Annotated in this window: 20 protein-coding genes; 5 read left to right on the forward strand and 15 right to left on the reverse strand. The window is 64.9% G+C overall.

Annotated elements, in window-relative coordinates:
- The first annotated feature begins 37 nt into the window (after positions 1-37).
- Positions 38-1786: a C4-dicarboxylic acid transporter DauA gene (gene dauA / locus NFH66_RS12490; protein ID WP_349610555.1), complete on the forward strand. Its 1749-nt coding sequence runs from the start codon at positions 38-40 to the stop codon at positions 1784-1786.
- A gap of 87 nt (positions 1787-1873) precedes the next feature.
- Positions 1874-2362 (forward strand): thioredoxin domain-containing protein, encoded by a 489-nt coding sequence (locus NFH66_RS12495; protein WP_349610556.1) that lies wholly within the window; start codon positions 1874-1876, stop codon positions 2360-2362.
- A 118-nt stretch (positions 2363-2480) separates the two neighbouring features.
- Here the strand turns inward: NFH66_RS12495 and adhP are convergent, their stop codons facing one another.
- Both adhP and exaC read right to left on the reverse strand, forming a co-directional pair.
- On the reverse strand, positions 2481-3506 hold the full coding sequence (gene adhP, locus NFH66_RS12500) for an alcohol dehydrogenase AdhP (protein WP_349610557.1): 1026 nt from the start codon (positions 3504-3506) through the stop codon (positions 2481-2483).
- Between the two features lie 144 nt (positions 3507-3650).
- Complete coding sequence (gene exaC, locus NFH66_RS12505; RefSeq protein WP_349610558.1) at positions 3651-5171, reverse strand: acetaldehyde dehydrogenase ExaC; 1521 nt, start codon at positions 5169-5171, stop codon at positions 3651-3653.
- A gap of 133 nt (positions 5172-5304) precedes the next feature.
- Between exaC and NFH66_RS12510 the strand changes: the two genes are divergently transcribed.
- Positions 5305-5976, forward strand: coding sequence for a response regulator (locus NFH66_RS12510; protein WP_349610559.1), 672 nt, complete (start codon positions 5305-5307; stop codon positions 5974-5976).
- Here the strand turns inward: NFH66_RS12510 and NFH66_RS12515 are convergent.
- The 10 genes from NFH66_RS12515 to NFH66_RS12560 form a co-directional block, all read right to left on the reverse strand.
- Positions 5949-7289: an ATP-binding response regulator gene (locus NFH66_RS12515; protein ID WP_349610560.1), complete on the reverse strand. Its 1341-nt coding sequence runs from the start codon at positions 7287-7289 to the stop codon at positions 5949-5951. The two genes, NFH66_RS12510 and NFH66_RS12515, sit on opposite strands and share 28 nt — an antisense overlap.
- Positions 7267-8430, reverse strand: a complete 1164-nt coding sequence (gene nosP, locus NFH66_RS12520) for a nitric oxide-sensing protein NosP (RefSeq protein WP_349610561.1) — start codon at positions 8428-8430, stop codon at positions 7267-7269. The genes NFH66_RS12515 and nosP overlap by 23 nt, the downstream gene beginning before the upstream one ends.
- 69 nt (positions 8431-8499) lie before the next feature.
- Positions 8500-10653 carry an ATP-binding protein gene (locus NFH66_RS12525; RefSeq protein ID WP_349610562.1) on the reverse strand — a complete coding sequence of 718 codons (2154 nt, stop codon included), beginning with the start codon at positions 10651-10653 and terminating at the stop codon, positions 8500-8502.
- 27 nt (positions 10654-10680) lie between these two features.
- Positions 10681-11178, reverse strand: a complete 498-nt coding sequence (locus NFH66_RS12530; RefSeq protein ID WP_349610563.1) for a putative pterin-binding protein — start codon at positions 11176-11178, stop codon at positions 10681-10683.
- A gap of 58 nt (positions 11179-11236) precedes the next feature.
- Complete coding sequence (locus NFH66_RS12535; RefSeq protein ID WP_349610564.1) at positions 11237-11722, reverse strand: lysozyme inhibitor LprI family protein; 486 nt, start codon at positions 11720-11722, stop codon at positions 11237-11239.
- Between the two features lie 114 nt (positions 11723-11836).
- On the reverse strand, positions 11837-12664 hold the full coding sequence (locus tag NFH66_RS12540; RefSeq protein ID WP_349610565.1) for a DUF2189 domain-containing protein: 828 nt from the start codon (positions 12662-12664) through the stop codon (positions 11837-11839).
- A 257-nt stretch (positions 12665-12921) separates the two neighbouring features.
- The gene (locus NFH66_RS12545; protein ID WP_349610566.1) at positions 12922-13350 is read right to left on the reverse strand and encodes a universal stress protein; all 429 of its coding nucleotides are present in this window, start codon (positions 13348-13350) and stop codon (positions 12922-12924) included.
- A 14-nt stretch (positions 13351-13364) separates the two neighbouring features.
- On the reverse strand, positions 13365-15959 hold the full coding sequence (locus NFH66_RS12550; protein WP_349610567.1) for a TRAP transporter permease: 2595 nt from the start codon (positions 15957-15959) through the stop codon (positions 13365-13367).
- Between the two features lie 134 nt (positions 15960-16093).
- Positions 16094-17074 (reverse strand): TAXI family TRAP transporter solute-binding subunit, encoded by a 981-nt coding sequence (locus NFH66_RS12555; RefSeq protein ID WP_349610568.1) that lies wholly within the window; start codon positions 17072-17074, stop codon positions 16094-16096.
- Between the two features lie 259 nt (positions 17075-17333).
- The gene (locus NFH66_RS12560; RefSeq protein WP_349610569.1) at positions 17334-18110 is read right to left on the reverse strand and encodes a KamA family radical SAM protein; all 777 of its coding nucleotides are present in this window, start codon (positions 18108-18110) and stop codon (positions 17334-17336) included.
- Between the two features lie 730 nt (positions 18111-18840).
- On the opposite strand from NFH66_RS12560, the gene NFH66_RS12565 reads away from it, so the two are divergent.
- Both NFH66_RS12565 and NFH66_RS12570 read left to right on the forward strand, forming a co-directional pair.
- Positions 18841-19812, forward strand: coding sequence for a restriction endonuclease (locus tag NFH66_RS12565; RefSeq protein ID WP_349610570.1), 972 nt, complete (start codon positions 18841-18843; stop codon positions 19810-19812).
- 24 nt (positions 19813-19836) lie between these two features.
- A complete protein-coding gene (locus NFH66_RS12570; RefSeq protein ID WP_349610571.1) occupies positions 19837-20175 on the forward strand; it encodes a hypothetical protein in 339 nt (112 codons plus the stop codon).
- Positions 20176-20485: 310 nt separating this feature from the next.
- Here the strand turns inward: NFH66_RS12570 and NFH66_RS12575 are convergent, their stop codons facing one another.
- The 3 genes from NFH66_RS12575 to istA all read right to left on the reverse strand — a co-directional run bounded on the left by NFH66_RS12575 (position 20486) and on the right by istA (position 24054).
- Entirely contained in the window at positions 20486-21700 is a 1215-nt protein-coding gene (locus NFH66_RS12575; protein WP_349611733.1) for a site-specific integrase, read from the reverse strand.
- Positions 21701-21764: 64 nt separating this feature from the next.
- Positions 21765-22538, reverse strand: a complete 774-nt coding sequence (istB, locus tag NFH66_RS12580; protein WP_133483961.1) for an IS21-like element helper ATPase IstB — start codon at positions 22536-22538, stop codon at positions 21765-21767.
- Positions 22531-24054: an IS21 family transposase gene (gene istA, locus NFH66_RS12585; protein ID WP_349610572.1), complete on the reverse strand. Its 1524-nt coding sequence runs from the start codon at positions 24052-24054 to the stop codon at positions 22531-22533. Before istA ends, istB begins: the two co-directional genes overlap by 8 nt.
- Positions 24055-24203 lie beyond the last annotated feature (149 nt).

Here is a 24203-nt window from a genome sequence, read left to right on the forward strand (position 1 = left end):
TAATACCTACCGCTCTTTAGCACGCAAAGGAGTTGTCATGCCCCGCGCCTCCGACGGTTTCGGCTATCGTCTCCCGCTGCCCGGCAGTGCCCTGGTCGCCGCCTGGCGCCAGGGCTACGGCCTGGCCGAGCTGCGTCGCGACCTGCTCGCCGGACTGACCATCGGCATCGTCGCGGTGCCGCTCTCCATGGCCCTGGCCATCGCCACCGGCGTGCCACCCCAGCACGGTCTCTACACCGCCATCGTCGCCGGTGCCATCATCGCCCTGACCGGGGGCTCACGCTTCAACGTCTCCGGCCCCACCGCCGCCTTCGTGGTCATCCTGTTTCCCATCGTCGCCAACCACGGCATCGGTGGCTTGTTGATCGCCACCCTGATGGCCGGACTGATCCTGGTGGCCCTGGGACTCGCCCGCCTGGGCAGCCTGATCCAGTTTGTGCCCTACCCGGTGGTGCTCGGCTTCACCGCCGGCATCGCCGTGGTGATCGCGCTGCTGCAACTGCCCGACTTCCTCGGCCTGGAGGTGGAACTGGGCGAAGGCACCCTCGGCAATGCGGCCACCATCGCCCGGGCGGTGCCGGGACTCGACCCCGCGGAGCTGGGGATCGGCCTGATCACCCTGGCCACCCTGATCCTCTGGCCCCGCCTGCGCCTGGCGATCCCCGCGCCGCTGGCGGGACTCGCCGTGGGCACCCTGGCGGCCCTGGCGGTCACCCCGCTCGGCGTCGAGGTCGACACCATCGCTGCGCGTTTCAGTTGGAGCCTGCAGGGGGAAAGCGGCAGCGGCATTCCCCCCTTCGCGCCGAGCCTGATGCTGCCCTGGCAGCTACCCGGACCGGACGGCATGCCGCTGGTGGTGGACTTCGCACTGATCCGCGAGCTGCTGGGCCCGGCACTGGCCATCGCCATGCTGGGGGCCATCGAGTCGCTGCTCTGCGCGGTGGTGGCCGATGGCCTCACCCGCACCCGTCACGACCCCAACGCCGAGCTGCTGGGCCAGGGACTGGGCAACCTTATCGCCCCCTTCTTCGGCGGCATCACCGCCACCGCGGCACTGGCGCGCACCGCCACCAATATCCGTAGCGGGGCCTTCTCACCGGTGGCCGCGGTGGTCCATGCCCTGGTGGTGCTGCTGGCGGTGGTGGTGCTGGCGGGCGTGCTGGCCCTGGTGCCCATGGCAGCCCTCGCCGCACTGCTGTTCATCATCGCCTGGAACATGAGCGAGGCGCGCCACTTCGTGCATACCCTGAAGAGCGCGCCGGGCAGCGACGTGGCGATCCTGGTGATCTGCTTCGCGCTGACGGTGGTATTCGACATGGTACTGGCGGTGGCGGTGGGCATGGCGCTGGCGGCGGCGCTGTTCATTCGCCGCATGGCCGAGGTGACCCAGACCCGTCGCCTGGACGAAGAAGACCGAGACGTGCCCGGTGAGCTTCCCCACGGCGTCGCGCTCTACGCGATCGACGGCCCGTTGTTCTTCGGCGCCGCCGAGAAGGCCATCTCGTCGCTGCGGGTGGTCGACCCGGAGATTCGGGTCGTGCTGCTCGACATGCGCGACGTCCCCAGCCTCGATGCCACCGCCATCGTCTCGCTGCAGGCGCTGGCCGAGGAGCTGCGTTCACGCCGCATTGGCCTGATCTTCGTCGACATGGCAGCACGCCAGGTGAGCAAGCTGGGCCGCGCCGGGCTGCGACGTGAAGCCGGTTGCCTGGCCGTGGTACGGGACCTGCCCCGGGGACGGCGACTCGCCGAGCGCTGGCTGGCCGCCGCCGACGGCGCGTGCTGACGCTGCCCGTGGGCAACACCGCATGGCGCCGGGGCGCCACCTCGTCCATAGTGAAACGAAGCTATCGATCGCTGACGAGGCGAGCCCATGACCGCACTGCCCGACTGGCAGGTAAGCCGCTGGCTCAACTGCGACACGCCGCTGACCCTGGGCATGCTGCGTGGCCGGGTGGTGATGATCCATGTCTTCCAGATGCTGTGCCCGGGCTGCGCCATGCACGGCCTGCCTCAGGCCCAGCGGGTGACGCGACTGCTGGTCGACGCCCCGCTGACGGTGATAGGGCTGCACAGCGTGTTCGAGCACCACGCGGCGATGATGCCCCTGGCGCTGGGGGCGTTTCTGGCCGAGTACCGCTATACCTTCCCGGTGGCCATCGACGCTGCCAGCGCCGACGGTGATCCTCGGCCACGCACGATGCGCGCCTGGGCGCTGGAGGGCACCCCCACCACGCTGCTGATCGACGCCCACGGCCGGCTACGCCACCGCCTTTTCGGCGTCGAGGAGGAGCTGGCCCTGGGCGTGCGCCTGGGCCGGCTTCTGCAGGAGGTCGAGGGCGCAGCAGACGCACCGCGGTGAAGCCCCCGGGCCTGACAGGCGGGCGCCGTCGAGTCGCGCGGGTCGTAAACGTCGTAAACACCATAAAAAGGGGCGCGACGGTCGTCGCGCCCCTTGGCTTCCTCCCGGATGGCGTGACTCAGGCCATGTCGAGCACCACGCGGCCCTCGATCTTGCCGTCGATCATGCGCTGGAAGACCGCGTTGATGTTGTCGAGGCGATCGGTGGACACCGTGGCCTTGACCTTGCCTTCGCCAGCGAAGTCCAGCGCCTCCTGCAGGTCCTGGCGGGTGCCGACGATGGAGCCGCGGACGGTGATGCCGTTGAGCACGGTGTCGAAGATCGGCAGCGGGAAGTCGCCGGGGGGCAACCCGTTGAGCACCAGGGTACCGCCGCGGCGCAGCATGCGCTGGGCCTGGTCGAAGGCCTGGGGCGACACCGCCGTGACCAGCGCGCCGTGGGCGCCGCCGATCTCACGCTTCAGGTAGGCCGCGGGGTCGGTCTTCAAGGCGTTGACGGTGACCGCCGCCCCCAGCCGCTCGGCGTGGGCCAGCTTGGCGTCATCGACGTCCACCGCGGCCACATTGAAGCCCATGGCGCGAGCGTACTGCACCGCCATATGCCCGAGGCCACCGATGCCTGAGATCACCACCCACTGGCCGGGACGGGCATCGGTCATCTTCAGCCCCTTGTAGACGGTGACCCCGGCGCACAACACCGGCGCGATCTCCAGGAAGCCGACGCTATCCGGCAGCCGCCCGACGTAGCCGGCATCGGCCAGGGTATAGTCGGCGAAGCCTCCGTTGACCGAGTAGCCGGTGTTCTGCTGCGATTCGCACAGGGTCTCCCAGCCGCCGAGACAGTGCTCGCAGTGGCCGCAGGCGGAATAGAGCCAGGGCACGCCGACGCGGTCACCCTCCTTGACATGGGAGACGCCCTCCCCCACTGCCACCACGTGGCCCACGCCCTCATGGCCGGGGATAAAGGGCGGGTTGGGCTTGACCGGCCAGTCCCCGTGGGCGGCGTGCAGGTCGGTATGGCAGACGCCGGAAGCGGCCACCTTCACCAGGACCTCCCCCTGCTGCGGACGCGGCACTGCCACCTCCTCGATCACCAGCGGCTCGCCGAACTTACGTACCACGGCGGCCTTCATCGTGTTGTCCATGCTGTCTCTCCTCGATAGGTCGGACGACCGGATGACGTCCGTCTCACCATGTCTCGCCAGGGGGCGAAAGCGGTGGAGCCGCTCATTCTGATGCGTCCTGAGGGGGCAGCGGCCCGGCGCGGCGCTGCCCCCGAAGGCCAGGGCCTAGAAGAAGCCCAGAGGATTGATGTCATAGCTGACCAGCAGGTTCTTGGTCTGCTGGTAGTGCTCGAGGGCCACCTTGTGAGTCTCGCGGCCGACACCGGACTTCTTGTAGCCGCCGAAGGCGGCGTGGGCCGGGTACTGGTGGTAGCAGTTGGTCCACACGCGACCAGCCTGGATGCCACGCCCCATGCGGAAGGCGACGTTGATATCGCGACTCCACACCCCGGCGCCCAGGCCGAACTCGGTGTCGTTGGCGATGGCCAGGGCCTCCTCCTCGTCCTTGAAGGTGGTCACCGCCACCACCGGGCCGAAGATCTCCTCCTGGAAGACCCGCATCTTGTTGTGGCCCTTGAGCAGGGTCGGCTGGATATAGAAGCCGTTGTCGTAGGCGGGATCGAAGCTCGCCTTGTCGCCGCCGGTGAGCACCTCGGCACCCTCGTCGCGGGCGATCGCCATGTAGGACATGATCTTGTCGAACTGCTCCTGGGAGGCCTGGGCGCCCACCTGGACGTCGGTATCCAGCGGGTTGCCGCGCTTGATCTGCCCGACCTTCTCCATCACCTTGGCCATGAAGGCGTCGTACATCGACTCCTGGATCAGCGCCCGGGACGGGCAGGTACACACCTCGCCCTGGTTGAAGAAGGCCAGCACCAGGCCTTCCGCGGCCTTGTCGATGAACGCGGGCTCGGCGTTCATGATGTCGGCGAAGTAGATGTTGGGCGACTTGCCACCCAGCTCCACGGTGGAGGGGATGATGTTTTCCGCGGCGCACTTGAGGATATGCGCCCCTACCGGGGTCGAGCCGGTGAAGGCGATCTTGGCGATGCGCTTGCTTCCGGCCAGCGCCTGGCCCGCCTCGGCACCGTAGCCGTTGACCACGTTGACCACCCCCGGCGGCAGCAGGTCGCCGACCAGCTTCATCAGCTCCAGTATCGAGGCCGGGGTCTGCTCGGCGGGCTTGAGCACCACGCAGTTGCCGGCGGCCAGGGCCGGCGCCAGCTTCCACACCGCCATCAGCAGCGGGAAGTTCCAGGGAATGATCTGCCCCACCACGCCCAGCGGCTCGTGGAAGTGGTAGGCCACGGTATTGGCATCGATATCGGCGGCGGTGCCTTCCTGGGCGCGGATGCAGCCAGCGAAGTAGCGGAAGTGGTCGACGGCCAGCGGCAGGTCGGCGTTGAGGGTCTCGCGCACCGCCTTGCCGTTGTCCCAGGTCTCGGCCACGGCCAGCATCTCGATATTCTGCTCGATGCGATCGGCGATCCTGAGCAGGATGTTGGAGCGCTCGGCGGCGGAGGTCTTGCCCCAGGCGGGCGCGGCGGCGTGGGCGGCATCCAGCGCCAGGTCGATATCCTCGGCACTCGAGCGCGGGATCTGGCAGAACACCTCGCCGTTGACCGGGCTGACGTTATCGAAGTACTGACCCTTCACCGGTGGCACGAACTCGCCGCCGATATAGTTGCCGTAGCGTTTCTCGAAAGCGATGACGGCGCCGGACTCGCCGGGATTGGCGTAGATCATGGCAGGCTCCTGAACATTGTCGTTATTGAGGATGTGCCCTGTCAGTGTTGGTCGCCATCGCGATCTGCGACATACTCCGGTGGCAGGAGATGCCCTCCTCCATAAGTAGGAGGGCCCCAACCAGGAGCATGCCATGACCACCCTGATGGTCGCCGACGACCACCCGCTGTTTCGCGAGGCGATCGCCGCGGTGATCGCCGCCGGCCTTCCCGAGAGCAGGCTACTGGAGGCCGACAGCCTGGCCCAGGCCATGCGCGAGGCACAGCGCCACGAGGCGAGCCTCGACCTGCTGCTGCTCGACCTGGGGCTCCCCGATGCCGCCGGGCTCGATGGCCTGGCGCGGCTCCGTGACGCCCTGCCCGACCTGCCGGTGGCGATCCTCTCCGCCGAACAGGATCGGCGCACAGTGCTCGAGGCGATCGAGCTCGGCGCGGTGGGCTACATCCCCAAGTCGACACCCCGCGACGACCTGCTGGCCGCGCTGGAGCGCATCCTTGAGGGCCATCTCTACTTGCCCCCCCAGGTGATGCGCCGCCCGCCTCTCAGCAGGCGCGATTCGCCGCCGGCACCCCTCGACGCGCCCCTGGCGAGGCTTACCGACAAGCAGCTCGAGGTACTGAAGGAGCTCGGCCACGGCGCCTCCAACAAGGCCATCGCTCGCAAGCTGGGTATCGCCGAGACCACGGTGAAGACCCACGTCTCGGCGATCCTGCGCCGTCTCGGCGTTACCAGCCGCGTCCAGGCCGTGCTGCTCGCAGGGGAGCTCGACCTGCCCGCCTACCTGGTCTCACGGCGGGGGCGCTGAGCCTCCAGCAGGGTGCCCAGCAATACCCTCAGCCGCAGTGGCTTGAGCGGCTTGTGCAGGCAGGCGTAACCCGCCTCGCGGATGCGGGCCTTGAGGGCCGCATCGTGGTTGGCGGTGATCACCACCACCGGGAGCCCCGGGTAGCGCCGCCGCAGCCGACCGGCCACCGCCAGGCCATCCGGCTGCCCCTCGCCGAGGTGATAGTCCACCAACAGCACCTCCGGCGGCATGCCCTCCAGCCGCTGGGGGGTGGCAGCGCTTGTCACCCGGCATCCCCAGCCACCCAGCAGGGCGACCATGCCATCGCGGATATCGGCATCATTGTCGATCACCCAGACACGCGCTCCGGCCAGTGGCCCCGGCGTCTCGTGCCCGACCGCCTGGGGAGTGGCCGGTGCTGTACCGTAGGGCACCCGCAGCGAGAACAGCGACCCCTGCCCCGGGCGTGAGGCCAGGCCCAGCGGGTGGCCCAGCATGCCGGCGATGCGCTCGACGATCGCCAGCCCCAACCCGAGGCCGCGGTCGTCGTCTGCTCCGCCGGCACCGAGCCGATGGAACTCATCGAAGATCACGCGCTGCTGGGCCGGGGCGATGCCCGGACCGGTATCCCCGACCACGATCTCCAACCCATCGCCACGCCGCCGACAGCCCAGCAGGATACGCCCGTGACGGGTATAGCGAATGGCGTTGCTCAGGAAGTTGCGCACCACCCGCGCCAGCAGCGCCAGGTCGGAGGTGATCACCGCACCACTCGGCACATGGCGCAACTCGAGCCCCCGGCTGGCGGCGACCTGGCGATACTCCTCGGCCAGCACGCCGAGCAGTTCCTCAGCGGGGAAGCTGGTCACATCCGGCCGCAGCACCCCGGCATCGAGCCGCGAGATGTCCACTAGGCTGCCGATCAGCGCCTCGACGTCCTTGAGCGCGCGGTTGATACTGCCGACCAGGCGGTGCGATTCGTCGGGCAGGCGGTGCCCCTCCAGGGCGCTGGCGAAGAGCCGGGCCGCGTTGAGCGGCTGCAGCAGGTCGTGGCTCACCGCGGCGAGGAATCGGGTCTTGGAGAGGTTGGCCGCTTCGGCCTCGGCCCGGGAGCGCTCCAGGGCGGCCAGGGTACGCTGCAGCGTCTCGGTGCGCTCACGTACCTGCTCGGCGAGCAGCACCGAATGCTCGAAGGCGCCATAGGGCCCTCCGTGGGGCACGCCTCCCGACTCCACACGTTCGATCAGGGCGCTACAGATGCGCCGCAGCCGGGCGTTCTCCTCGGCCAGCGCCTGCGGCGAGGCGGAGGCCTCAGGGGCGCGTCGCGGATCCAATGGCGACTCCGGTAAAGGTCTGGTTGAGGTGCATGCCATGGTGCTGCTCGCCGTAGGTGTTAAAACCGATGACCCGGGAGCGCGACAGCAGCCGCGATGCGGTCGCCAGCTCTCCGCGCGCCTCGATCTCGAGCCGGCGCAGGAAACAATCGCAGCCGATCACCAGGGCCGGCTCGCCAAGGCGCTGCGCCAGGCCATCGAGGACCGCCTCGAGTTGCTCGAGCATCGGCGTGGGGCGCATGGCGGTGAGCACGATGCCGGTCTCCACGGCACAGTAGAAGCTCAGGCTGCCATCGGGGTTGACCCGCTGCACCGACCGCACGTAGTGGGCATCGGCGATGCGCACCGCCAGCGGATGCAGGGCAAAGGCCTCGGCATCCAGCGCCGCCACCGGCACGCCCACCAGCCGCGCATACTCTTCGGCCGCGGGCAGCGCATTGAGCTCGAGCACCCGACGCGTCGCGCTGTCCGCCCGGGTGACCACCAGCTTATGGTCAAGCGGCTGCAAGTGGTGGGTGGTGAAGACCTCGAAGGGCAGCCGCGTCGCCACCATCACCACCACCGCCGCCCGGGGGTGGAAGCGACCCTCGGCATAGACGTGGGTGCGCGCCAGGCGGTTGTCGTCACCGGCGGAGCCGCCGAAGCCGGGGATGCTACCCAGCGCGGCCTCCAGGGTGGCCAGCACCTGTTCCTCGCGACTGGAGAGGCCGTCGAGCAGGGTCAGGGCGAAGCGTCCCGCGCTGTCCGGCACCGCGTCGCGACACTCTTCCAGCAGACCATCCACCAGCCGCTGGGCCGCGAGAAGGTCGAAACGATCCAGGTCCATCACCGGGGCGCAGGCGACCGCAAAGGACTCCTGCGACAGGCCGATGGCCACGATGCAACCGCGCTCATAGCCTGCCGGGCTGATCTCGCCGGCCGTGGTGCACCCCACCACCGGCACCCGCCCGAAGGTGTGCGTGAGCGCCCGGGACAGGCCCTCGAGGGGATAGTCGGCGCTGCAGAAGAAGAGCACGAAGCCCAGCGCCGGATGGCACAGCGCCTCGCCGAGTTCAGCCACGGCGGCCGCAGGGTCGGCATGCCGCGAGACCGCGCTGCACAGGGGGGAGCCGCCGGGGCACGGGGCAGGATCGGGGCGCATCATCGACTCCGGAGGCTAAGCAGACAGCCAGTGTAGGTCGGCAACCGGCGCGGCCACAACATCCGAGGGTCAGTCCGAGAGGGCTCCCGTCCAGCGAGCCAGGGAGGCCAGGGTGGCGGCCAGGCAGGCATCTAGCTCCCGAAGGGCGGGACGCGCCGCCGCGAGCGTCTCCTCGGCGGCGAGTCGCTCGAGCCGTGCCGCCAGTCCCGCCACCTTCACCGCTCCCAGGCTCGCGGACTCTCCCTTCAGCTGGTGCGCCACATGCCGCATCCCCTCGGCGTCACCCGCCGCCAGGGCCGAATCGAGCTGGGCGAGATGTGCCTCGGCCTGGTCGCGGTACAGCACCACCACTGGCACCAGCCCAGGTTCACCGAAGGAGTCGAGCAGCGACACCAGGATCCGTGAATCGACCAGCGTCTCCTGGCTCATGGCGGCGGCCGGCGCCGAGGTGCTACCCCCCAGGTGGCGCCCCAGCACCTCCAGCAGGGCCTCCAGGAGCAGCGGCTTGGTGAGGTAGCCATTCATCCCCGCGGCCAGGCAACGCGCCCGCTCGCCCCCCGGTCCGCCGGCAGTCATGGCCACGATGGGCACCTCGGCCGACCAGCCGTGGCGCTGGCGTAACCGGCGGGTCACCTCCAGGCCGTCCATGCCGGGCATCTGCACATCCATGAAGATCAGGTCGAAGGAGCGGCGCTCGGTCAGGGCCAGTGCCGCCTCGCCGGACTCGGCCAGGCTGACGCGACACTCCAATCGCTCGAGCATCGCCTGGGCGACTTGCTGATTGACCGGATTGTCCTCCACTACCAGCAAGCGTGCCCCCTGTAGCTGGCCGAGCTCGACCGGGCCCGTCGCGGCCGCCTGTGACGGCTCGGCGGCAGGCACCAGCGGCAGCAGGCACCAGAAGCGACTACCGACACCGGGCTCGCTCTGCACGTCGATGCTGCCCCCCATGGCATCGACCAGTCGGCGTGAGATCGCCAGGCCCAGCCCGGTACCGCCGAAGCGCCGTGCAGTAGAGGCATCGCCCTGGAGGAAGGGTTCGAAGATGCGCTCACGCTGCTCGGCGGGGATGCCACAACCGGAGTCGCGCACTTCCAGCCGCAGGGTCTCGTCATCCTCGAGCGACGCCTCGAGGACAACCCGCCCCTGGTCGGTGAACTTCACGGCATTGGAGACCAGGTTGAGCAGTACCTGACGCAGCCGCGCCGGATCCCCCATCACCCAGGCGGGCAGCATCTCGGATACCCGCGCCTCGAGGCCGATCCCGCATGACTCGGCGCGCGCGGAGAAGATCGACACCGAGCCCTCCAGCAGGGCCGCAAGCGACAGCGGCTGGTATTCCAGGTCGAGCCGGCCGGCCTCGATCTTGGAGAAGTCCAGCAGCTCGTTGATCAGCCCCAGCAACAAGTTGGCGCTGTCGTGGATGGTGGTCGCATACTGCCGTGGGTGCTCCTCCAGGGGCTCCTCCAGCAGCAGGTGACTCATGCCGATGACGCCATTGAGCGGGGTACGAATCTCGTGGCTCACGGTGGCCAGGAAATCCGACTTGGCCCGGCTCGCCGACTCCGCGCGCCGCGCGGTGGCCTGCAGCTTGTGGCTGAGCTTCTCCAGGTCGCGGCGGGCGGCGGCGCTGTCGTGCGCCTCGCGAAACAGCATCATCGCCACCAGCAGGGCGGCGAAGCTCATGGCAAGGATCAGCACCAGCAGCAGGCCATAGAGCCACTGCAGCTGGCGCCGCTCGTGGGTCGCACTCTTCGCCAGGTAGCCATTGATGGCGATCACCAGGCGCTCGGTGCGGTTGCCCAGCACCTCCAGGCGCTGCTCCAGGTCCTGCCGGGCCTCTCCCTCCAGGGAGTCGAGCCCGGCGATGGCGTCGTCCAGCGCCTCGATGCGCGCCTCGATCTCATCGATGAGGTCGACGGCGGCGGGAATCTGGGCGACCAGCTCGGTGACATCGCCCTGGCGTATCAGGGTCAGGCGGCTGTAGAAGAGCTCGAAGCGCAGCCGCAGTCCGGAGAGGACCGCTTCGGGCTGGGCGAGATAGCTGCGCATCTGCACGGTATCCCGGTCAAGCTTGTAGGCATGCCAGACGGCATCGCCGCCGACGCTGCCCGCCAGGCTGTCCTGGCGCCAGGAGACCAGGCCCACCACGACCAGAGCTGCGGCGAACAGCACCAGGGCACTGATCGCCCCCAGCCTCAGCCGCAGGGGCAACTTCAGCATGGGCGACGTCCCGCTGACACCGCCTGCTCAGGGCGCATGGATCTCCGCCACGTGCCATACCGAGCGGAATCGCACCGCCTCGTTATGCAACTCCGGATGATCATCGAAGGGGTAGAGCACGAATAGCGGCCCAAACTCGCGAATCGGCACCGGCTCGCCATCACGCCTCATGGCCAGGATCACGTCGTAGTCGTGCAGCTCCTCCACGGGAATCTCTGCCCGGTATTCATTGAGAGACTGCACCACGATGCTATCGGCCGCGACCCCCGCTGCGGCGAGTACATCACGCAGCAGCGGCCCCTGAAAACAGCCCGACTCACGGTGCCAGGGGGTACGGGTGCAGACCACAAGGGGCGAAAGCGCCATCAGCATCGAGCGGTCGAAGAACGCCTCTCCACCAACATTGGGATGGGCAATATCACCGCTGATGGAGAGCAGGACCCTTCCCTCGGGTGCCGGCAGCTCTTCGCCGATGGCGAGTACCGGCAGACAGGCCAGCGAGAGGGCGATGATCGACAGGCGCATGATGGGGCCCCTTGGAGGCAGATTCTGGACGCCAGACTACCCCATCATGACACCATGGTCAGCTCGACGAAGGCGGCAGTTCGGGAGCGGGCAGAGACCCCAGGCCGTCGAGCAGACGCAGCAGCAGGTTGGCCCGCGCCTCGAAGATGGCATTGCGCTGCAGTCGGTGGGAAAGCTCGAGCATGCCCGGCCTGCCCAGCTCCACCTCCTGCAACTGGGCATGGTAGGCCTCCAGCAACGTCAGGTCCGCCTCACGACTGGCCTGCCAGGCCTGCTCCGACAGCGCCAGGGCCTCGCGGGACTCTTCTCCCAACGCACGGCCCAACCGTCCCGTGAGCCGCTCGACCTGCTCACGCCAACCCGCCTCGGCCGTATCGGCACAGGCCAGCATGGCTTCGAGCTCCTCCTCGGCCTCCACCAGGCAGGCATGCCACTTATGCTGCAGCGACTCGAGCTGGGCTGAGGGGGCGGACTGGGCCAGGAGCGGCTCGACGAAGAGAGCAAGGAAGGCCAGCAGGGCGGCAGCGGGCAGGGAACGTGGCATGACAGACTCACAGCAGGCAGGTAAACAGATACCCATAAAAGCCGGGGGGCATTCATGCCCCCCAGCATAGTCGTTCAAGAGATCCGTGCCTCGACGAGAGAAGCTCCAAGCCGATCAGCTATGCAACTCGCAGCCCTCCTCCTGGGACTTGATCACCACCAGGTCCTCGTAAGCATGCCAGCTGGCGAAGCCCAGCACCGGCAGGATCAGCGCCAGGCCGATATAGAAGGTCAGCACCCCGACCAGCACACAGCCGGTGAGGATGGCGGCCCACAGCAGCATCGGACGGAAGTTGCGCGATACGGCCCTCACGCTGGCCTCAATCCCCTCCATGAAGGTGAGGTCGCGATCCATCAAGGTGGGAATCGCCACTACGCTGATGGCGAAGGCACCGAAGGCCAGGAACCCTCCCAGCACGGTGCCGACGGCGATCATGCCGAGCCCCTCGGGGGTCGTCAGCAGCGCCGCATAGAGGGCATCGGGACTCGGCACCTTGAGACCGAAGAAGATCGCGAACAGCAGAATCGCGATATTGAACCAGGCCAGCAACACCAGCATCAGCATCACGCCCATCATCGCCAGCTGGCCGGCATGGGGGCGCCAGGCGCCGAGGGCATCGCCCAGGTGCGGAGCGCGATTGGCCTCCAGGGCACGGCTGATGCCGTAGGAGCCTACCGCCACCAGGGGGCCGATGAACATGAAACCGGCCACCAGCGGCAGCAGCCAGTGCCACAGCCCCAGATAGATGGCCCCGACGGTGACCGCGATACTCAGCCCTACCCAGAACATGCCATAGGCGAGACTGACCGCGGCGGCCTGCCGGAAGTCCTCGATGCCGGCGGCGAGCCAGGCCCTGGGACGCTCCATGCCCACCAGACGGATGGTGATCCTGACGCCAGCCGCTGCCGACGTGCCATGTGCTTTCGCGGTTGCCGCATTCATGTGTCACCTCTCTTCACCGATTACCGCCCGACCGGCTCGGGCGCTGCGCGGATGGCCCGGCTCGGGTCCGGCCCATCGAAACAGGTTAACGAGGCCTTGCCCCGTTAACTCTTTCTTAATCTAGTTGATCGGAGTCAATTCTGCAGGCAGTCGCGCTTGCTTTTTTCACGCTCTGCGCCACACGCAAACGCGGAGGGCCCCGACACCGGGTCGGGGCCCTCCGCAAGGCCGGATGAGGTGGCGAGAGCCATCCGCACTCAGCGCACGATCATCACCGACACCTTGGAGTGGTGCACCACGTGTTCGGCGTTGGGACCGAGCACGTAATCGGCGAACTTACGCTTGTTATGGGAGGCCATGACGATCAGGTCGACCTCGAGTTTCTTGGCCGCCTTGACGATCGCCTCCCAGGGTGAACCATCGACGATGACGCTCTGGGTCTTGATGTCCTCGGGCACGTGTTCTCGGATGAACTCGTGCTGGGCATCCGAGAGTGCGCCACGGGCCTTCTTGGCGAAGTCCTTGGGAAAGTAGGAGCCGACCAGCGGCATGCGGTAGTCCGGCAGCACCGTCACCACGTGCAACGAGGCACCGAAGCTGCGGCACAGCGCCACCGCGGTCGGCAGCGCCTTGGCCCAGGAGGACTCCTCATTGAGGTCCACCGTTAACATGATCTTCTGGTACATGACGCTCTCTCCCCTCAGGCTGACGGCACGGCGACACTGCGATCCCGCCGCCGTCGCTGCATCACTACGATCAAGCCGAACACCAGGAAGGCCGGAATCCACATCAGCTCCTTGGTCCAGCGGTCCACCGGCGCCAGCACCTCGATGATCTCCTGGTCAAAGTCGAAGCCCAGGTCCGAGGCCTGGCTGCCATAGGCCACCATGTCGACGATGGCCTTGTCGTCCTCGATCAGCAGCATCAGGCCCAGGTTGTCGAGGCGCTCCGCGCCGCTCTCGCCCTCCGGCACCGGCAGCTGCATGTAGGCGGTCAGCGGGTCGCCGAAGTCATCCTCGCCGAGGATCTGAAGGCGCAGGGTGCTCTCCTCGTCGACGCTGCCCAGCGCCTCGACGAACTGTGCCGGCGGAATCTCCTGGTAGGGGTCGTGGATCCGGTCCATCCAGAAGCCGGGCCGAAACAGGGTGAAGGCCACCAGCAGCAGCACGACGGACTCGTACCAGCGGTTGCGGGCGATCATGAAGCCCTGGGTGGCCGCGGCGAAGATCAGCATGGCGATGGTCGATACCACGAAGATCACCACGCCCTGCAGGGGTGAGACATCGATCAGCAGCAGGTCGGTGTTGAAGATGAACAGGAACGGCAGCGCCGCGGTACGCAGGCTGTAGTAGAAGGCCTGGAAGCCGGTGCGGATCGGGTCGCCGCCCGAGACCGCGGCCGCGGCAAAGGAGGCCAGCCCCACCGGTGGTGTGACGTCTGCCATGATGCCGAAGTAGAACACGAACAGATGCACCGCGATCAGCGGCACCAACAGGCCGTTCTGCTCGCCCAGTTGCACGATCACCGGGGCCAGCAGCGCCGACACCACGATGTAGTTGGCCGTGGTCGGCAGGCCCATGCCGAGAATCAGGCTGAGCAGCGCGGTGAAGATCAGGATCAACATCAGGTTGCCCATGGAGAGGATCTCCACCACGTCGGCCAGCACCAGGCCAACTCCGGTCTGGGAGACCGCGCCGACGATGATGCCGGCGGTAGCGGTGGCGATGCCGATGCCGATCATGTTGCGGGCACCGGCCACCAGGCCGTTCCACAGGTCCAGGGCCCCCTCGCGGAGGTCCGTCGCCATCTCACTGCGACCGCGGAAGATCGCGGTGATGGGGCGCTGGGTGAGAATGATGAAGACCATGAACACCGTGGCCCAGAAGGCCGACAACCCCGGCGAGAGACGCTCCACCATCAGGCACCAGATCAGCACGATCACGGGCAGGATGAACTGCAGGCCGACCATCACCGTGGGCCGGGTCTGGGGCAGCTTGTAGATCGGGGTGTCCGGGTCGTCGAGCTCCAGCTCGGGATAGTTCGAGGCGACCTTGAGCAGCCCCACATAGATCACCGCGAGCCCCACGGCCACTACCCAGGGGGTGGCATCACCCAGCACCGGCTTGAGCCAGCCCAGGCCATAGTAGACCACAAGGGCCGTGATCATCATCAGCAGCAGGCCCGCCAGGAAGCCGATCGCCTTGCGCACCAGGGGCTTGGGCGGATTGCTGCTCTCCAGCCCCTGCAGGCCGGCCTTGAGGGCCTCGAGGTGGACGATATAGACCAGTGCGATATAGGAGATCAGTGCCGGCAGGAAGGCGTGCTGGATAACCTCCACGTAGGAGATACCCACATATTCGACCATCAGGAAGGCCGCAGCCCCCATGACCGGCGGCATGATCTGGCCGTTGACCGAGGAGGAGACCTCCACCGCCCCGGCCTTCTCGGCCGAGAAGCCGACGCGCTTCATCATCGGCACGGTGAAGGTGCCGGTGGTCACCACGTTGGCGATGGAAGAACCGGAGATCAGCCCGGTCATGCCCGAGGCCACCACGGCGGCCTTGGCCGGCCCACCCTTGTAGTGGCCAAGCAGCGAGAAAGCGACCTTGATGAAATAGTTACCGGCGCCGGCCTTGTCGAGCAGGGCACCGAACAGAACGAACAGGAAGACGAAGCTGGTCGAGACCCCGAGCGCGATGCCGAAGACCCCCTGGGTCGTCAGCCACTGGTGGTTGACCAGGCCGAACAGGCTGACCCCGCGATGGGAGAGGATACCCGGCATCCAGGGCCCGGCCAGCGAATAGAAGATGAAGACCGAGGCGATGATGGCCAACGGCGGACCGAGCGCTCGTCGTGTGGCCTCAAGCAGCAGCAGGATACCCGCCACGCCGATGATCACGTCCTGCAGGATCGGCGCACCGGGGCGCTGGGCCAGCTGCTCGTAGAACATGAACATGTAGGCGCCGCAGAGTGCCGCCACCGTCGCCAGGACCCAGTCCTGGATGGGGATGCGATCGCGGGGCGAACGCTTGAGCGCCGGATAGGCCATATAGGCCAGAAAGAGCGCAAAGGCCAGGTGAATGGAGCGAGACTCGGTGGCGTTGAAGACGCCGAACCCCAGCATGAACGGCAGCGGGGACGCGATCCACAGCTGAAAGAGCGACCAGGCGGCGGCAATGCTGACCAGCAGCTTGCCCGGCGTCCCGGCCGGCTTGCGGGCACCGGAATCGCTCGAGGCGACCATATCCTCCAGGTCGACCTCCTGCCCGGCGGTCCTCTTGTTGTCCTCAGTCATAAGCGAGCCCTGCTCTGTAACGTTTGCCCTGGGAACCCTTGCGGTGATGCCCTTGGGCATCCCAAATAGAATGCGCGGCCCCCTCGGGTGACCGCGCATTCTTCACCGAGGTGACATCACCTCAGATTCTCGGATCACTCGATCCAGCCTTGCTCGCGATAGTAGCGAGCAGCGCCGTCATGCAGCGGAGCGGAGAGGCCCGAGGAGACCATCTCTTCCGGGTCGAGACCCTCGAAGGCCGGGTGCAGCCGCTTGAAGCGGTCGAAGTTGTCGAAGATCGCCTTGACGGTCTGGTAGACGATGTCCTCGTCGGCCTGGGCGGTGGTCACGAAGGTCGCCGCCACGCCGAAGGTCTCGACGTCGTCGTCATTGCCCTTGTAGAGCCCGCCGGGAATCACCGACTTGGAGTAGTAGGGGAACTCCTCGACGATGCCGTCGATGGCCTCGCCGGTCAGCGGAATCAGGCGCGCATCCACGGTGGTAGTGGCCTCCTGGATGGAGCCGTTGGGGTGACCCACCACATAGACCATGGCATCGACGTTATTGTCGGCCAGGGCGGCGGCCTGCTCGGCGGCATCCAGCTGGGAGGCCAGGGCGAAGGTGTCCTCGGTCCATCCCTTGGCTTCCATCACCACTTCCATGGTGTTGCGCTGACCGGAGCCGGGGTTGCCGATATTGACGCGCTTGCCTTCCAGATCATCGAGGCTCTCGATGCCGGAGTCGGCACGGGCCAGCAGGGTCAGCGGCTCACCGTGGACGCGGAAGACCGCGCGCAGGTCCTCATAGGCGTCACCCTCGAAGTTGCCGGTGCCGTTGTAAGCCTGGTACTGGACGTCGGACTGCACCACGCCCATGTCCAGCTGACCGGACTTGATGCCGTTGACGTTGGCCACCGAGCCGCCGGTGGAGGGCGCATTACACTTGATGTTAGCGTCTTCCAGACGGTTCACCAGGCGGCAGACGGACTGGCCGACCACATAGTAGACGCCGGTCTGGCCACCGGTACCGATGGTGATGAACCTCTCTTCATCCTGCGCCATGGCCGGCGACGCGAACATCGCGGCCCCCAGGAGCGCACCGGTGAAGGCAGCAGCAGAGAATGCATGGCGTTTCATGGACATACCTCTTTGACGTTGTCGGCAATCGAGCGGCGAGACCGAGACCACACCGGGTTCCGAATCTACCACCCCTTTCTACTTTAGCGAAAAAACTTCTCCGGTGATAATGACCGGAGGCCAGGCCGGCAGAACATGGCCGACGGGTTTGTTCACCCCTAGTCTAGTCCCGACGAGCGTTTATGAAGCGTTAATCTCTTGATGCAATGCAGCAAGGGCCGCACGTGGCGGCCCTTGCTGAATAGAGCTCACCGCTGCCTCACGATGCCTTCATGATCAGCGCCTGCTTCGCGTCCTTCATGGCGGCGAACTCGGCCTCGAAGAAGAACTCGCTCTCCCCCAGCGCCGGTTCCAGGTGGTTGAGCCAGGTGGCAGCCTCATCGTACTTGGCGAAGAAGGGACGCTGCACCCAGTCGCTGTCGCGCCCCTGGATGAAACGCAGCACGAAGACCTTCTCCCCCTGGATCTCCGTCACCCCCTGGATCTCCACCTTGCCCGGATCGGCAGACATCGACGGCCCACGAGCCGTGCGCGCCAGGCCCGGCACCTGCTTCATCGCCTCGCGGTAGATCTCCCACGCCTTGACCAGCGGCACCTCGAAGTAGTGGCGGGCGCCGGTATCGCGCTCCACGAACATGTAATACGGGATCATCCCCAGGCGCACCTGGGTGGTCCACATGCGTGCCCACTGGTCGGCATCGTCGTTGATGTGCTTGAGCAACGGCGCCTGGGTACGGATCTCCGCCCCGGTGGCCCGGATGCGACGGATCGCCTCGCGGCAGATGGGGGTGTCCATCTCCTTCCAGTGGTTGAAGTGCGCCATGAAGGCGACATGCTTCCCGGCAGCCACCAACTCTCTGAACAACTCGAGGATATCTTCGGCGTCCGGGTCGGTGACGAAGCGGTAGGGCCAGAAGGTCAGGCTCTTGGTGCCGATGCGGATGTCCTGGACGTGATCCAGCTCCGGCGCCATCAGCCCCTCCAGGTACTGACGCAGGTGCTTGGCCTTCATCACCATGGGGTCGCCGCCGGTCATCAGCAGGTCGGTGACCTCGGTGTGCTCGGCCAGATAGCGGTGCAGAGAATCCGCTTCATTGGAGGCGAACTTCAGGTCCTTGTCGCCGACGAACTGCGCCCAGCGGAAGCAGAAGGTGCAGTAGCTGAGCCTCGCAGAACCTCAGAAAACCTCATTACCCGGATGATTTCAAAGGATTTTATTGACCACCACTGTACCGGAGAGGGCTGACCGACGCATGACCGAAGTGAACAGTCACACACTGGCTAACCCTCTGGAATCTGGAGAAGGGAGCCAATCCCACCGACCGCTGACTGACCGAAGCAGGACCGAAGCGGGTGCTCACTCTGGGTGACCGGCATGAACCTCTACCGCCAATCCATCAGTCGATACAGCGTTACCTTCCCCCTACCCTCGGGAGACAGTCGAGGACCGAGAGCCCCAGCGTCAGATCGTCGGGTGTCGTCAGGTATCCCGGGAAACCCTCACTTCCTCTTCTTGGCGTAGTCGTCACGCAGGGCAACAAACAAGTGAGCAATGAGCAACACCTCAACACTGTTTCTTGAGCTTTGCAGAACCGAACATCCCAAGAACGAGCTATCTACGACCCCACCTAAAACTATTGCCACCAAAAGTCGACCATGTAGTTGCCGACTTCTATAGCTAGCTGATAGCCTTCATGAGGGATACAACTCAAGATAAATGATACCAATTATAATCACGACCCATAAAACGAGACAAGGAGGCTATCTTGGCCAAAGTAATTCTAATACGAAGCCCGATTGAGTTAGCAAGAAATGACCAAGCCGGATATGGTTGGCCTCAAATAAATTTCTCAGACCACCCAACTGCCGACTCTCTCATGGCAGCATTCCGTGATCATGATATCGAGGTAGGCAGGAAAGCAAAGCAAATTCGGCGATTCTTCAACATTCGCCCCGGTGACTTGATAGTAGTCCCTGTTCCTCGCGCTATCCTCCTTGCACGTGCTACTGGCGAGAAGAGCTTTGGATCAGATGTAGGATATGGAGAAAACCGAGTTGGCGCAAAATATCTACGAGAACCGGGTGGAAAGATAAAAAGAATCCCTCGCGACGACCTCTCAACCGCCCTTGAAACTCGACTAAAGATCCGAATGGCAGTTGCATCGCTCGATGAATTTTCAGACGAACTAGAAACACTATACTCTCGACTAGAATCTGGTGGATATAGCAACAGAAATAGCCAATACGAAGCTGAAAACAGTGAAGCCATAGAAGCATTCAAACAAACGCTTCTGGAGCGCATCCAACAAGGAAGTACATTCCTTTCTGGAGGTGGGAATGGGATGGAGATGCTGGTGATGGAGCTCTTGAAACTAGAGGGATATGTCGTTCATCGTCCAAGCAAGCGACACTATGAAGGCGTTGCGGATGCTGATATTGAGGCTTATCGAAAGGACCGATTCAATCCCACGAAACTTCTCATTCAAGTAAAGCATCATCAGGGGGTCACCGGGGCTCATGGCATTCGTCAACTTTCCGCAATTGAAGAAGATGACGCACAACGCTGGCTGATCACAACAGCTGTTACAGGTGAAAGCACTAATGCCTTAGCTGAAAAAGACGGCATTCAAGTAATGGATGGAATTGACTTTGTAGATTGGCTTTTTGAACATTACCAAAATCTATCAATTGCCACACGAAGCCAGCTCGGACTATCCGACGTCCCTATGCTTCTTTAACAATTACCACCTGGAGAGTTCCCGATGAGTTACGACCCGGATTTCGATCAATATCGTCTAGACCAACTAGCATCTACACACCTATCCGATAGCTTAGCAATTGGCGATATTGTATTTTTCGCAGACGATGATGGCCGGCTAGGAAAAGCGACCTGGCGCCTCAATGATAACGCATACAAGACCCTCAATGACTCAGGATTCAAGCATTACCTAATGGAACTGCTTGACTCTCTGATAATTTATCGAAAACAACATAACAAGCCAAACTCTTCACAGGGAATAATTTATGTGAATGGAAGAAAGTTAAATATCGAGTGGGTGACGCCGGAAGAGGCCTTCCAAAAATCAGAATGGAATGGATAACCGGTCATACGGACCATGATGAGCACTCCTAACATTAGTGAACACTCAATGTATCCGTACCGATCTACAAGGATCAACCTGATGACGACAAGCGCCCTGCCCCAAGATCAAAAAAAGGGCCACAGGGGCCCCAAAATAGGCCCCGTAGCGGGGCCCTGATACATCCGGCTGTCGCCTCTTCATAATGGGGGCAGAGACGCCACTCCGCTTCCCTACCCTCAGTCATAGGATTTCCAATGCCTCAAAAATAGTATCTATAACCAAATGCACTATTTTCTCATCCTTGAAAGCTCCTCTGAACCTCGCTCGGTCAGCTGGCGTGGCGTATGGGAGTCGTTATTGGTGCGCTGTCTTCCCCAGTGACGTCGGCACGGTCGTCGTCGTTCTCCTCCTCATGGTGATCATCATCGCTGTCATAGGTCCAGTTGGCACTCGACGCGGCACTCAGTAGGGAGTCTTGGGACAAGTGAGCGTAGCGTTCCGTGACCTTGGGATTGCTATGACCAAGGATCTGTTGCACCTCGTAAAGGGAGCGCCCTGCCCCGACCAACTTGGAGGCGTAGGTATGGCGGCAATCATGGAGGCGGAAGTCAGGTAGCCCAGCCTTGTCGCGTAGCCGGTGCCAGACCAGCGTAATCGACTTGAAGGGTGCCTGGGTCTTGGGACTGACGAAGATCCACTCCTGACCACCGCATTCCCGCTTGGCTTCCTCCAGGACCTGTAACGCCGAGGTATTCAGCGGCACGATCCGTTCCTTCTTGCTCTTGGCGTTGCTGACCGGTATCCGCCAGGTCTGCTTGGTGAGGTCAATATCTGACCACTTGGCCTTGAGGGCTTCCCCTACCCGGGCCCCGGTACTGAGCAGGAACATCACGATACAACAGACGGGACGATTCCTATCGTGCAGCAGCACGTCCAGTAGCCGCTTGCTCTCGGTCTCATCCAGATAGCGTTCCCGGTTGTTGTTCTCCTTGAACAGCTTGACTGACTTGGCCGGGTTGCTATCGACCAGCTCCCATTCCATGGCTACCGCGAATAGAGCCCGAACGATCATCAGCTGACGATCACAGGTGGCCGGTGCCCTGCCCTCGTTACGCATCCGGTTGTGGAACTGCGCCACGTCGGCATGGGTAACCTCATCCAGGCGCTTGCCACCGAAGGTAGGAATCACCTTGCTGCGTAGATGGGTATAGTCGGTCTTCCAGGACCGCTTGCGGGTCTTGATGTAGTCCAGATACTGCTCCTCGACGAAGGCCTTGAGGGTCGGCACGGCCTTGGCCGATTTGTGGACCGTCTGAGGCGTTTTTTCCATGACCAGCTCGGCACGCAAGGTCTTTGCCTTCTTCCGGGCTTGAGACAGGGAAATCTCGGTCGTGGTGCCCAGTTTGAAGTGCTGGTTCTTCTTCTGATCGGTGGTGTGACGCAGATAGTAGGTCCCCTTGCCGGGGGTGGTGCGCCTGACCTCCACATAGAACCCGGGGTGCTGGCGGTCGCAATATTCAATACGACGCTTGTCTTCGGGTATGCGACGTCAACTACTTTGGCCGCTTGGCGACAATTAAAATGGCCGGTTGGGTGGGTAGTTGTCGTCAGTCCGACGACCCAGCTTTTCCTCCTTGTAATTGTCGTTGATAAGCACGCTTACGGTAGCTCTCCCCGCTCAGCTCCATCAGCGTGGCGTGGTGCACCAACCGGTCGATGGCAGCCACTGCCATCATGCTGTCGGGGAAGATACTGTCCCAGGCGCTGAACGGCTGGTTGGCGGTGATGATCAGGCTGGCCGACTCGTAGCGATGGGCGATCAGCTCGAACAGCACTGACGTCTCGGCCTCGCTGCGTTGGACGTAGCCGATATCGTCGATCACCAGCACGGCGTACTTGTCGAGCTTGATCAGGGCGTCGCTCAGGCGCAGTGCCTGCTTGGCAGCCTGGAGCTCCTGGACCAGGCTTGAGGCGGTGGCGTAGCGCACCCGGTAACCCTGGTCGACCAGCGTATGCCCGAGCCCGGCCGCCACGTGGCTCTTGCCGACGCCGGAGGGCCCAAACAGCAGCAGGTTGTGAGCCTGGTCGACCCACTGCGTGTCGCCGGCCAAGGCGCTCAGTTGCCGGCGCTGCTCGGCCGCGATGGCGTCGAACTCGAAGGACTCCAGCGTCTTGCCCACCGGCAGCCGGGCCTCCTTGAGGTGCCGGGCCAGCCGGCGTCGCTCACGCTCGGCCAGCTCGTGCTCGCATAGGGCGGCCAGTGTTTGTGGCAGGCTCCAGTTTTCGGCTCGGGCGCGGGTTTCCAGCTGGGGCCAGCAGGCGGCCATGGTGGGCAGGCGGAGCTGTCGCAGTAGCAGCGGCAGCGTCTGGGCATCAGGCATGGCAGCCCACCTCTGTGGTCGGCACGCTGGGCACCAGATGGTTGTAGCTGGCGATGTCATGCTGAGTCACCTGGGGGAAAACCAGCGTGGCGCTCGGCGTGGCGGCGAAGCGGGCCTGGAGCTCGGCCAGCGTCGGGCTCTTCCCGCGCGCCAGGGCGCCCAGCCAGTAACTGGCGATCGCCTCGGCCTGGTCCTGCTCGGCGGCCAACGCCAGAGCGCCAACGATGCGCTTGCAGGCCTCGGCGACCGGCAAGGCGGCGGTCAGCCGGGCGTACAGCTCGCGCCACTCCGCACTCGGCAACAGGTCGTCGCGGAACGTCAGCCCCGCCAGCGCCCGGGGCTTGCGGACCAGCCAGCCGATCACATGGCGGTAATCGATGACCCGCAACCGGCCGCTTTCCGGCGTGGCATGCAGCCGCCTCAGCGTCAGCAATGCTTGCTGTGCGTGATGCAGCACCAAGCGATCATCGTAAAGGTGCACCCGCAGGTTCTCGCCGATCAGCCGGGACGGCACCGAGTAGAGCACCTTGCGCACCTGGATGGTGCTGGAGGTAGTGACGCGCACCGTCACCTCGCTGTAGTCGGTACCGGGCCGGCTGGGCAGTGGCTGCAGCGCGCCACGCTCGACGGTGATGCGGGCCGCGTTGCGGCGGTTGATCGCGGCGGCCACCTCATCGAGGAACGCCTGATAGTCATCGATGCTGGCGAAGTCCTGGGAGCCACGCAGCGCCAGGCGCTGCTGCAGGCGCCGCTTGAAGTGACCATGCGGCGACTCGATGCTGGCGTTTTCATGGCCGCGCCCTGGGTTATTACGGGTGGCCGTCATGCCGTAGTGAGCGCACAGGGCAGCATAACGCTCGGTGAGGTCGGCTTCCGCCTCCCGGCCGAGGTTGCGGAAGGCCGCCGACAAGCTGTCGGTGCGGTGCTCCGCGGGGACACCGCCAAGCCGCTCCAGCGCACGGGTCAGGCCTTCAGCCAGCGCGGGGTAGCTCTCGCCACCGAGCACCACCCGGACATAACACCAGCCGCTGTAGGCCAGGCGGAAGTGGTAGAGCCGGTGATCAAGCAGCTCCCCTGCCACGGTAATGACAATCCCCTTGAGCTCGGTGAAGTCGGAGAGGCCGCGCAGCCCGGGGCCATGGGTTTGCGGGAACATTACCTCTTTCTCCGGGCCGTGCGCGGCTCGCCAGCCCTTGACCCGGCGCTGCAGGGTTCGCAGCAGGCTGTCCGGGTACTGGCCGGGGTGCTGCTCCTGCAACCACTCCAGCAGGGTCAGTGCCTGCAAGCCCGGGGCGGCGGCCAGCTGGGGGACGAGCGTGGTCTCCCACACATCGGCGAAGGGGTCGGGCCGGGTTCGCCAGTGCCGTGATGCCGGCGGCTCGGAGGACTCGGCCCGGCGTTCGAGGCGGCGAGCGGTTCTGACGGAGAGGCCGGCCTTGGCGGCGGCGACCTCCTGGGTCTGGCCTTGTTGACGTTGCGACATATAGAGCGTGACCTGTTGGCTGGTGACCGCCATACCGGCTCCCTGGTGGGTCGGGACAAGCGGTCAAGCTTAGGGCAACCGGTCACAGTAGTTGTCGTCGGCCGGCCAGAGTAATTGTCGCTCTATACTTCGGGACAGTGCAGGCGCTTGACGAGATGGGCGGTGAGCTCAACGACAGGCAT

Origin of the sequence: Halomonas sp. H10-9-1, from assembly GCF_040147005.1 — a bacterium.
In the GTDB taxonomy this organism is placed as follows: domain Bacteria; phylum Pseudomonadota; class Gammaproteobacteria; order Pseudomonadales; family Halomonadaceae; genus Halomonas.

Bases quoted from the DNA above. Each gene is read 5' to 3' on its own strand.
- istB (WP_133483961.1), bottom strand. From the start codon at position 22,538: ATGCCTGATGCCCAGACGCTGCCGCTGCTACTGCGACAGCTCCGCCTG.
- istA (WP_349610572.1), bottom strand. From the start codon at position 24,054: ATGGCGGTCACCAGCCAACAGGTCACGCTCTATATGTCGCAACGTCAA.
- NFH66_RS12570 (WP_349610571.1), top strand. From the start codon at position 19,837: ATGAGTTACGACCCGGATTTCGATCAATATCGTCTAGACCAACTAGCA.
- exaC (WP_349610558.1), bottom strand. From the start codon at position 5,171: ATGATCTACGCCAATCCCGGCGAGTCCGGCGCCGTCATCGCTTTCGAG.
- NFH66_RS12560 (WP_349610569.1), bottom strand. From the start codon at position 18,110: ATGACCGGCGGCGACCCCATGGTGATGAAGGCCAAGCACCTGCGTCAG.
- NFH66_RS12495 (WP_349610556.1), top strand. From the start codon at position 1,874: ATGACCGCACTGCCCGACTGGCAGGTAAGCCGCTGGCTCAACTGCGAC.
- NFH66_RS12510 (WP_349610559.1), top strand. From the start codon at position 5,305: ATGACCACCCTGATGGTCGCCGACGACCACCCGCTGTTTCGCGAGGCG.
- nosP (WP_349610561.1), bottom strand. From the start codon at position 8,430: ATGCGCCCCGATCCTGCCCCGTGCCCCGGCGGCTCCCCCCTGTGCAGC.
- NFH66_RS12545 (WP_349610566.1), bottom strand. From the start codon at position 13,350: ATGTACCAGAAGATCATGTTAACGGTGGACCTCAATGAGGAGTCCTCC.
- NFH66_RS12525 (WP_349610562.1), bottom strand. From the start codon at position 10,653: ATGCTGAAGTTGCCCCTGCGGCTGAGGCTGGGGGCGATCAGTGCCCTG.
- NFH66_RS12555 (WP_349610568.1), bottom strand. From the start codon at position 17,074: ATGAAACGCCATGCATTCTCTGCTGCTGCCTTCACCGGTGCGCTCCTG.
- NFH66_RS12540 (WP_349610565.1), bottom strand. From the start codon at position 12,664: ATGAATGCGGCAACCGCGAAAGCACATGGCACGTCGGCAGCGGCTGGC.
- adhP (WP_349610557.1), bottom strand. From the start codon at position 3,506: ATGGACAACACGATGAAGGCCGCCGTGGTACGTAAGTTCGGCGAGCCG.
- NFH66_RS12550 (WP_349610567.1), bottom strand. From the start codon at position 15,959: ATGACTGAGGACAACAAGAGGACCGCCGGGCAGGAGGTCGACCTGGAG.
- NFH66_RS12535 (WP_349610564.1), bottom strand. From the start codon at position 11,722: ATGCCACGTTCCCTGCCCGCTGCCGCCCTGCTGGCCTTCCTTGCTCTC.
- dauA (WP_349610555.1), top strand. From the start codon at position 38: ATGCCCCGCGCCTCCGACGGTTTCGGCTATCGTCTCCCGCTGCCCGGC.
- NFH66_RS12530 (WP_349610563.1), bottom strand. From the start codon at position 11,178: ATGCGCCTGTCGATCATCGCCCTCTCGCTGGCCTGTCTGCCGGTACTC.